Raw genomic sequence first — 8,230 nt, 5'->3', positions numbered from 1 at the left:
TCATCTAAAGGCCAGCCTTACGTAACCCGTCTCTATAATGCTCGAGATGAACGGGATCGCGGATCGGGTACGCGTTATGCGCTTTCTCTACGCTAGAGTTAGTGATGTCGCGCCAGCGCTGAATCATCTGGCCGGCCTCATCTTGGCGACCTGCCTGGGCAAGCGATAGCGCGTACCATCGCAAGGCATTCGCGTACATTGGATACCGCTCAACAGCGATCCGTCCTGCATCGATTGCTTCTTCGTACTGATGCAGCATGTAATGGCACGCAGAGACTCCGGTCAAAAAATAGAACAGCCAAGGGTCATTTGGACTTATGCGAGCCGCTTGCCTGACGGCGTCGATGGACACCTCATAGTCTCCAAGGAAAAACGTTGCTGCATGTAAGCAATGATAACCCAAGGTGAAACTCGGATTGAGTTCGAGAGATCGTTGAGCCGATGCCAAGGCTGCATCTAGATCTTCAGCTGCCATCGCCGCAAATCCGCGCCCTGCATGAGCGAAATGGTCCATCTCATCCAGTCGCGTTGCCCGGCTGCCTGCTTCAATAATTTCCTTGCGGCTCGGAGCCCATGGTGATGTGTACCCCAACGATTGTAATAGAAACCCTAGCAGACATATGCCGGCATGAGGTGACGCAAAGGTAGGATCTGCAGCGATTGACTGACGGAAAAAGTGAAAGGCCTGTTCTAGGTCTGGCTCGGTGACTTTATTGAGGTGCCACATGCCTCGCTGGTGATATTCCCAGGCGTCAAGATTCTGCGGATCCTTGCGTTGGGCCCGCTGCATCTCAGCACGCCCAACTGCCGGCTCTAGCGAGGATGTGATGGCATCCGTGATTTCATCCTGAACCCCAAAGATATCATCGATATCGCGATCGTAACGTTGGGCCCAGACATGATGGCCGCTCTCTGTATCGATCAGCTGGCCGGTTACTCGAACACGGCTTCCAGCCTTTCGCACGCTGCCTTCCAGAACATATCTGGCACCTAGCTCTTGGCCAATGACCTTCACGCCTACAGCCGTTCCTTTGTACGTGAAGCTAGAGTTACGGGCTATTACCGGGAGCCAACGCCGCATGGCTAGCCTAGTCAGGATGTCTTCGGCAATGCCATCACAAAGGAATTCCTGCTCGGGATCCTTACTGAGATTATCGAATGCGAGTACTGCTATTGCCGGTCGACCATCGAAACCTGGGATCGGTTCGGAGACATCAACAATCGGAGGTTGCGTTGATGTCCGAAGAGACCATCTCCAGACATGAACTGGTTCCGGGATGTTCTTGAGGGTGTGATCGCCGTCGTCTGCAAAAGGAAAGTCGAGCTTCCCCCGTATCTGCCGCATCACATCATCGGAGACGCAAATGCCCCCTGGCTCGGCCAAAGCCTCTAAGCGGGCGGCAACGTTGACACCATCACCGTAGATGTCATCGCCATCAATGATAATGTCACCCAAGTTTATGCCGATGCGAAACTCCAGCCGTTTGTTCTCTGGCGCCGACGCCGCTCGCTTGGCTAGTCCTTCCTGAACACCGACGCAGCATCGTACTGCATCCAAAACACTGGGAAACTCAGCTAGCAGCCCATCCCCCGTGGTCTTAACGACGCGTCCTCCGTGTTGATCGAAATGCGGGTCGAAGAGCTCTTGGTGCACCACTTTGACAGCTGCCAGCGTTCCTTCTTCATCCTGAGCCATGAGGCGTGAGTAACCGACGACATCCGCCGCTACAATTGCTGCTAACCTACGCCGTGTGCCCTTAGTCATGGTTGGAACATAGCGGAGCGATGAGGTGGCTGGAACCGTATTTCTATGACAATCTCAGAACTGGATTTTTTCTGATGTATGGAGCGCTCATTGATCTTTGCTGGCGTGGCAAGGGTTCTGAGCGCGTCATCGACCCACGTCCGCTTTCGGATCTCCACTCAACTCTGAGAACGTGACAGATCTCGAAATGTTCTGCTGACCGCCGGTGGCGAGTTTCTTTGCTTAGCGTCGATTTCTTGGATGGCGGCAACATCCCAAAAGCAGCCCTTTCCAGATCGAGGCTCGACGAGATGATCTGACCGTTCGCGGAGGTCTGGAGTTGAAGGTGCTTCGACCGCAGGCCCCGCGATCCAGTCGTCAGACCGCGGTCCGTGCCGCAGAAAACGTCTTGCAAGGCCCGGATTCGTGATATGCTGTGGCATTGTCGATGGGCGCAAAAAAAGATGAGCCAGAAGAGGAAGCTTGCTGCGATCCTGGCGGCTGACGTAGCCGGGTTTACCCGGCTTACTCATGCCGACGAAGATCGGACGCTTGCACGACTGCGCGCGCTGCGCAGCGACCTAATCGACCCCACTATCTCTGTGCACAATGGGCATGTGGTGAAGCGTACCGGCGACGGTTCGATCATCGAGTTCCGCAGCGTGGTTGACGCGGTACGCTGCGCCATCGAAATTCAAGACGCGATGGTCGAACGGAACGCAGGTCTGCTACCGGAGCACCGCATCGAGTTCCGTGTCGGCATTCATATAGGAGATGTCGTCGAGGAGAGCGACGGCGACCTCATGGGCGAAGGTATCAACGTCGCCTGTCGGCTAGAGGGCGTCGCTGAGCCGGGCACCATTTGTCTATCCGAAGACGCTTATCGTCAGGTAAGGGCGAGGCTCGACTTCGCCGTCAGTGATCTTGGGGAAACCCAACTTAAGAACATTGCCGAGCCAGTCCGAGTTTATGCGCTAAAGGTCGGTTCCCCCGAAATCGCGAGCGCCGCTCCTCAGGCAGCACCTTATGCGTCGGACGTGGTCCCTGCAATTCTAACGCTGCCGGATAAGCCCTCTATCGCTGTACTACCCTTCACCAATATGTCCGGCGATCCTGAGCAAGAGTATTTCGCTGACGGTATCGCCGAAGACATCATCACGTCACTGTCACGCTTAAGCGGGTTCTTTGTCATTGCCCGAAACTCGACATTCACATTCAAGGGCCAAGCTGTAGACGTGAAATCTATAGCGCGCGAACTCGGGGTCCGCTACGTGGTTGAGGGCAGCGTGCGCAAGGCTGGAAATCGGGTGCGAGTGACCGCACAGCTGATCGAAGGCGCTACCGGCAACCACGTCTGGGCGGAACGCTACGATAGAGAGCTCGCTGATATCTTCGAGATACAGGACGAGATCACCGAGACCATCGTCGGTGAAATTGAACCGCGGCTCCAAGTGGCGGAGATTATCCGTTCGCAACGCCAGATACCAGGCAGTCTTGACGCCTGGGATTTGGTCATGCAGGCCATGGATCGCCTGAGCCGGTACACCGAAATTGACAGTCAAGCGGCGATTAATCTGCTAAATCGCGCCATTGAGATCGATCAGAGTTATGCCCGCGCGCTTGCACACAAAGCGTGGTTGACGATCTGGCGAGCCTTTCAAGGCTGGGATCCTATGAGTGGGGCGATCGCAACCGCTGAGGACAGCGTCGCAAAGGCGCGGCAATCAGACGTTGGCGAACCGTGGGTCTATGTTGCACGCATAATGGTGTGTATGGCCACAAGGAATGGCGATGAGGCCGTTGTCGCAGCACGCAAAGCGATCGAGCTCAACCCAAACTTTGCCTATGGCTACAGTTTTCTCGGTGTCGCGCTAGCGAGTTCTGGAGCTGGCGAGGCTGCAATTGCAGCACTCGATCGGGCCGTGCGACTGAGCCCGCGCGATTTTCTGCGTGATGAGTTCGAACTGTTCTATGCCTTCGCGCATTTTCAGAAGGGCGAGTATGCGAAAGCGGCCGACTTTGCTGCGTCAGCCGCATCGCTGCGACCAGGCCATGCGGTTCCACATAGATTCCTCGCTGCAAGCTGCGCACTGGCGGGCGAGCAGGAACGTGCAGAGAGGGCCCTCGTCGACGTACTCGGACTGACTCCCGGGTTCAACCTGTCTTCTGCGGAAGAGCAGAGCATATACGTGCACCACGACGACCGCGCGCGATTCATTGACGGGCTGCGCAAGGCTGGTCTTCCCCAATGACTTGCAATCAAAGTGTTGCCGTCAAGTCGATCGATCCTGGTTCTTCGCGTCAGATTTCCGATGTCCGCTTTCAGATGCACTGCTGTCACAAGCCTCGACCAGGTTCGGGCAAGGGGCGCCGAGCGACCGCCGACCGCTTTCTCTGCATAGCGTCGATTTCGTCGATGGTCGCTTTATCCCAGAAGCAGTCATCGGCAGGTGGAGCGTCGACTAGCTAGCCAGGGCTATCGACTATATCCGCTATCTGCGGTGCTACGGCCATTTTCGGCGCGCTGAGATCGGCAAAAATGAACCTCTCCGGAAGTGGACCCTCGTAGACACTCTTCCAGAGCGCACATAAAGTTGTGGCAACCTATGCAAAGTCGGCTGGCGGTGCGCTTCGGGTTACGATGCGAATTCGCTGTCACACCGTTTTGGCAAGGTCGTGAGAGCCTCTCCGAGGTAAGCAGCAGCCACGCAGGAAATCTGGAGCTCAAATGTCGAACCAGTCCCCCAACGTCGAGACAATCGAAGCAGCAGTCGCGGAGAACCGCACCTGGTTTATGATCCTAGGCGTCGTATTGATTATTCTTGGGATCGCGGCGATTGCGTTCCCGTTCGCGACAACGATTGCAGCTAAGATGGTGTTCGGCTGGGTCTTCCTGATCGGTGGCATCGCTCAGATCATCCACGCCTTCTCGACGCAGCGTTGGAGTGCCTTCCTTTGGGATGTTCTCATTGGCGCGCTGTATCTCATTGCTGGGATCTGGCTCGCTTTCTTTCCGCTGACGGGCATCATCACGCTGACCGTGTTCCTGGCCGTGATGTTCATGATCGAAGGCATCTTCGAGATCGCCATGGCACTGGGCCTACGCGAGCACGAAGGCTGGTTCTGGCTGCTGTTTTCGGGACTGGTTTCGCTGGCGGTCGGTGTGCTGATCTTCGCACAACTCCCGAGTTCAGCCACATGGGCGATTGGCCTGCTGGTGGGGATCAACATGATCTCATCTGGCTGGGCGTATTTCTTCCTCGCGCTGGCGGCGGGCAAGAAGGCGTGACAGCTTAGAGACGCCGAATTTCTGTCCGCCGCACGGTGGCGCTGTTTGCACGGAGCTAATCGGTGCCGGCCGGTTAAGGTAGGGGTTCGGTAGAGTGGGCCCGCTATCGACGTGGAGGGACGCGGCAGCCAAGGGTTCACTTGACAGGGATGAATCGGATGGTGCGCCGAAGAGACCTTCTATGTTTCGGCATGGCGAGCGCCGCCAGTATTGCGGGTACTCAGATGGCACGAGCCCAAGCGGCCAAGCCCAGCAAACGAGGCGGCGAGGCCGGCAGCGTCTCTATCGCTTTGGCGCTCGGTGGCGGTGCCGCGCGCGGGATAGCGCATATACCAATCCTGGAGGCGTTCGACGAACTTGGTATAAAACCCTCCGTCATTGCCGGCACGTCGATCGGCTCGATCATGGGCGCTTGCTATGCAAGTGGCCTGCCGGGCAGAGAACTGCGCCAGTTCGTTGTCGAACTATTCGAGAAGCGAAGCGAGCTGCTCCGCCGCTTGTTCGCGGCACCCTCGGGCTCCTGGGCGTCTATCTTTCAGTTCTCCACATCGGCCCTGATCAAGGCGGACCACCTGTTTAAGCTGATCTTGCCGGCCCAAGTGCCCGATCTCTTCGAGGACCTGGAACTTCCCTTGAAAGTAGTAGCAACGGATTTTTTCGATCAATCCCAAATCATATTCGAAAGCGGTCGCCTCCTGCCCGCGATCGGGGCATCCTCGGCGCTGCCCGGACTGCTGTCGCCTGTCGAGCATTCTGGGCGCCTTCTGATAGATGGTGGTTTCGTCAACCCGACCCCATCGGACGTCATTGAAGGTGTCGCGAGCTACACCGTGGCTGTCGACCTCACCGGTCACCAGGTCCGACCGGGCCCTTCGCTCCCCAATGCCATCGAGATGCTGACCGGTGCCACGCAGATCGCGCTCCACACGATCGCCCAAAACAAGCTTGTTCACATGCGGCCCGATCTCCTGATCACGCCGGATGTCCAGGATTTCGACAGCATGGATTTCTACAAGACCAAAGAGATCCTGGCCGCCGCCGAACCGGCCAAGGAGGTCGTCAAACGGGGTCTCGATCGATTGCTGAACTCGAAGGCGGGGCCAGCTAGCCCGAAGTAGGGAGCGATTGGCTTCAAAAGGCGGGCGCCCGGTGCTTGAACAGCTCTTTCAGTTCCGCGCTTCGCGCGGCGTCCCAAGCTGGGGGATCGAGCACTTCGGCCCATGCATCGATGTAATCTTCCGCAATGTAATAGTGGCCGTAGCCCGGAATGCTCAGCGAAAATGCGGTGTCGAGGGCGACTTGGAGCATCGTGACGATTGGAACCCATCGTAGCTCCGGCGGGACGTCGAACGCGCGTGGCTCGTTCATCCAGTCCGGTTGCCGGTACGCGGCGGCATAGGAGAAGGCCACGATCGGATCGCTGCCATAGTTCAGGAAGACGATCCGTATCGGGCCCCATGGGGCGTCGAACTGATCAGCGTTTATTCTCTGATTTGTCGACCGTATGAGCGATCCGTTGCCGTACTTCGGCAGCCACGCCGGGCTCCCCGGTTGACGCCCGTTGCGGACCTGCCGCCAGACCGGACTGAAGAAGGGGGAGCCAGCCCAAAGGGCGCCGTGGATGGGGTCGGCGAGAAGATCGAAAAACGGAATGGTGCTTTGCGAAATCTGAGCGCCCTGGCTGAGGCCATGGACATAGAGTTTCGGTCGCTTGTCTTTCGGAAGCTTTGTCCAATGGTCGTAGACGGCCTTGAACAAGAGGCGGGATTGTTCTTCTCCGACCTCGGTATCGGTCAGCACTGAAAGTGCGCCCTTGAGATAGGAATACTGGACGGCCACGGTCGCGACATCGCCGCCGAGCATGAACTCCATCGTGTCCTGCCCGCCAGGGTCCATCCAGCCCGTTCCCACCGGCACCATGACGACGAGTGCCGAGCGCTCGAAGCCGCCGGCACGTTTCAGCTCCTCGAGCGCGACCGTCGCACGTTCCTCGGGCGTCGACGCGGCGCGCAAGCCGACGTAGACGCGGATGGGCTTCATCGCTGACGGGCCGGCAAAGGCGGCGATCTCATCGCGGGACGGTGTGCGGCTGACGTAGTCGCGCCCCCATTTGCCAAGATGCTTCCAGGAGACCAACGAGGCGGCGCTGCCGGTCGCCATCGGATCAGAAGGCGGCGCGAGCGTCGGCTCGATGAAGGCGTCCGCCGCCCTGAAAGCGGAGTTGGCGAGCGCCAAGCCGTTTCGGACCAGAAGACCATCGCCGATCGCCCAGAAGAGCCAGGCCGCGAGGCAAAAGCCCAAAAACGCGCTGACACGACGAGGAAGGAGCGGATCGAGCCTGCGGCGTGCGAAATTGAGAACGAATTGAAACGCGAGCGCCAATAACCAGATCGCTGCGAAGACAAGGACTGCGACGGAGATGATCGTCAGTGGTTGGGCCGTCGGGACCGGCGGCAAATCCATCGCGGTTCGCGTCGCATTCTGCCAATCCGCGGATTTCCACAAGGACGCCAGCACAATCAAGAGCGCCAATCCGCAGGCCGCCAGCTGGAATCTCGAGTGCCATGCCTTGAACGGCTGCGGAATGTCCAGGAACAGCCAGAGCCAGCGCAGCAAATGGCCGATCCCATAGCCGATGATTGCGACACTACCCGCAAGAGCGCCTTGGACGACCGGGCCTCGAGGCATGAGAGAGGGGGTGAGGGAGGCAGCAAAGAAGGCCGCGGCGATAAGCAAGCACAACGCGGTTCGTGGCAAGTAACTAGCGGTGGGTAGCGATCGCCTGCTATACCCTTCTGCATACCCCATCATTGTATCCTCGATTTGCGAGCACTTTCGACGAACGGTCCTGCCGGTAAAAAAACCTCGATACTCCAAACTAGGCAACCTTTCGGTAGCTGAACGCGTTGCAGCGACCAGCGCGACGAAGGAACTGAGCTGTTGCTTAAAATCTTTTGCCGATCGTCTCTAACATGCTGGCACTAGTTCGTTGGCCGACCGCGTGTCTTCAAGCGATTGCCGACGAGCCTTGGGAGGAAAGCCCACGCGATGGATGGCACCGAGCGACAGATATTTGAGATCCCGGATTTTCTAACCATCACAATCGGCTTCGTTGTCTTCTTTCTCGGGGCGTTTTTGACGCGCAATGTGGCCTTCCTCCGCAACTACAACATCCCTGAACCGGTCTCCGGAGGCAT

Annotated in this window: 6 protein-coding genes; 4 read left to right on the top strand and 2 right to left on the bottom strand. The window is 57.9% G+C overall.

Annotation, left to right across the window (positions count from 1 at the left end; all coding sequences use genetic code 11):
- Positions 1–4 precede the first annotated feature (4 nt).
- Complete coding sequence (locus AC33YF_RS11840; protein ID WP_491777411.1) at positions 5–1,765, bottom strand: adenylate/guanylate cyclase domain-containing protein; 1,761 nt, start codon at positions 1,763–1,765, stop codon at positions 5–7.
- A 443-nt stretch (positions 1,766–2,208) separates the two neighbouring features.
- Between AC33YF_RS11840 and AC33YF_RS11835 the strand changes: the two genes are divergently transcribed.
- The 3 genes from AC33YF_RS11835 (at position 2,209) to AC33YF_RS11825 (ending at position 6,151) form a co-directional block, all read left to right on the top strand.
- Positions 2,209–3,996, top strand: a complete 1,788-nt coding sequence (locus AC33YF_RS11835) for an adenylate/guanylate cyclase domain-containing protein (RefSeq protein WP_491777410.1) — start codon at positions 2,209–2,211, stop codon at positions 3,994–3,996.
- A 476-nt stretch (positions 3,997–4,472) separates the two neighbouring features.
- Positions 4,473–5,033, top strand: a complete 561-nt coding sequence (locus AC33YF_RS11830) for an HdeD family acid-resistance protein (RefSeq protein WP_491777409.1) — start codon at positions 4,473–4,475, stop codon at positions 5,031–5,033.
- A 224-nt stretch (positions 5,034–5,257) separates the two neighbouring features.
- Positions 5,258–6,151 (top strand): patatin-like phospholipase family protein, encoded by an 894-nt coding sequence (locus tag AC33YF_RS11825; RefSeq protein WP_491777408.1) that lies wholly within the window; start codon positions 5,258–5,260, stop codon positions 6,149–6,151.
- 13 nt (positions 6,152–6,164) lie between these two features.
- Here AC33YF_RS11825 and AC33YF_RS11820 read toward each other — a convergent pair whose 3' ends face one another.
- Positions 6,165–7,769: an alpha/beta hydrolase gene (locus tag AC33YF_RS11820; protein ID WP_491777407.1), complete on the bottom strand. Its 1,605-nt coding sequence runs from the start codon at positions 7,767–7,769 to the stop codon at positions 6,165–6,167.
- A gap of 312 nt (positions 7,770–8,081) precedes the next feature.
- Here AC33YF_RS11820 and AC33YF_RS11815 point away from each other — a divergent pair.
- Positions 8,082–8,230, top strand: a 149-nt coding sequence (locus tag AC33YF_RS11815) for a sodium/glutamate symporter (RefSeq protein WP_491777412.1), incomplete at its 3' end; no start/stop codon positions are given.

Source organism: Methyloceanibacter sp., assembly GCF_058506495.1.
Note: the sequence above shows the minus strand (reverse complement) of the source record. Positions and strands in the feature narration are given on the sequence as shown.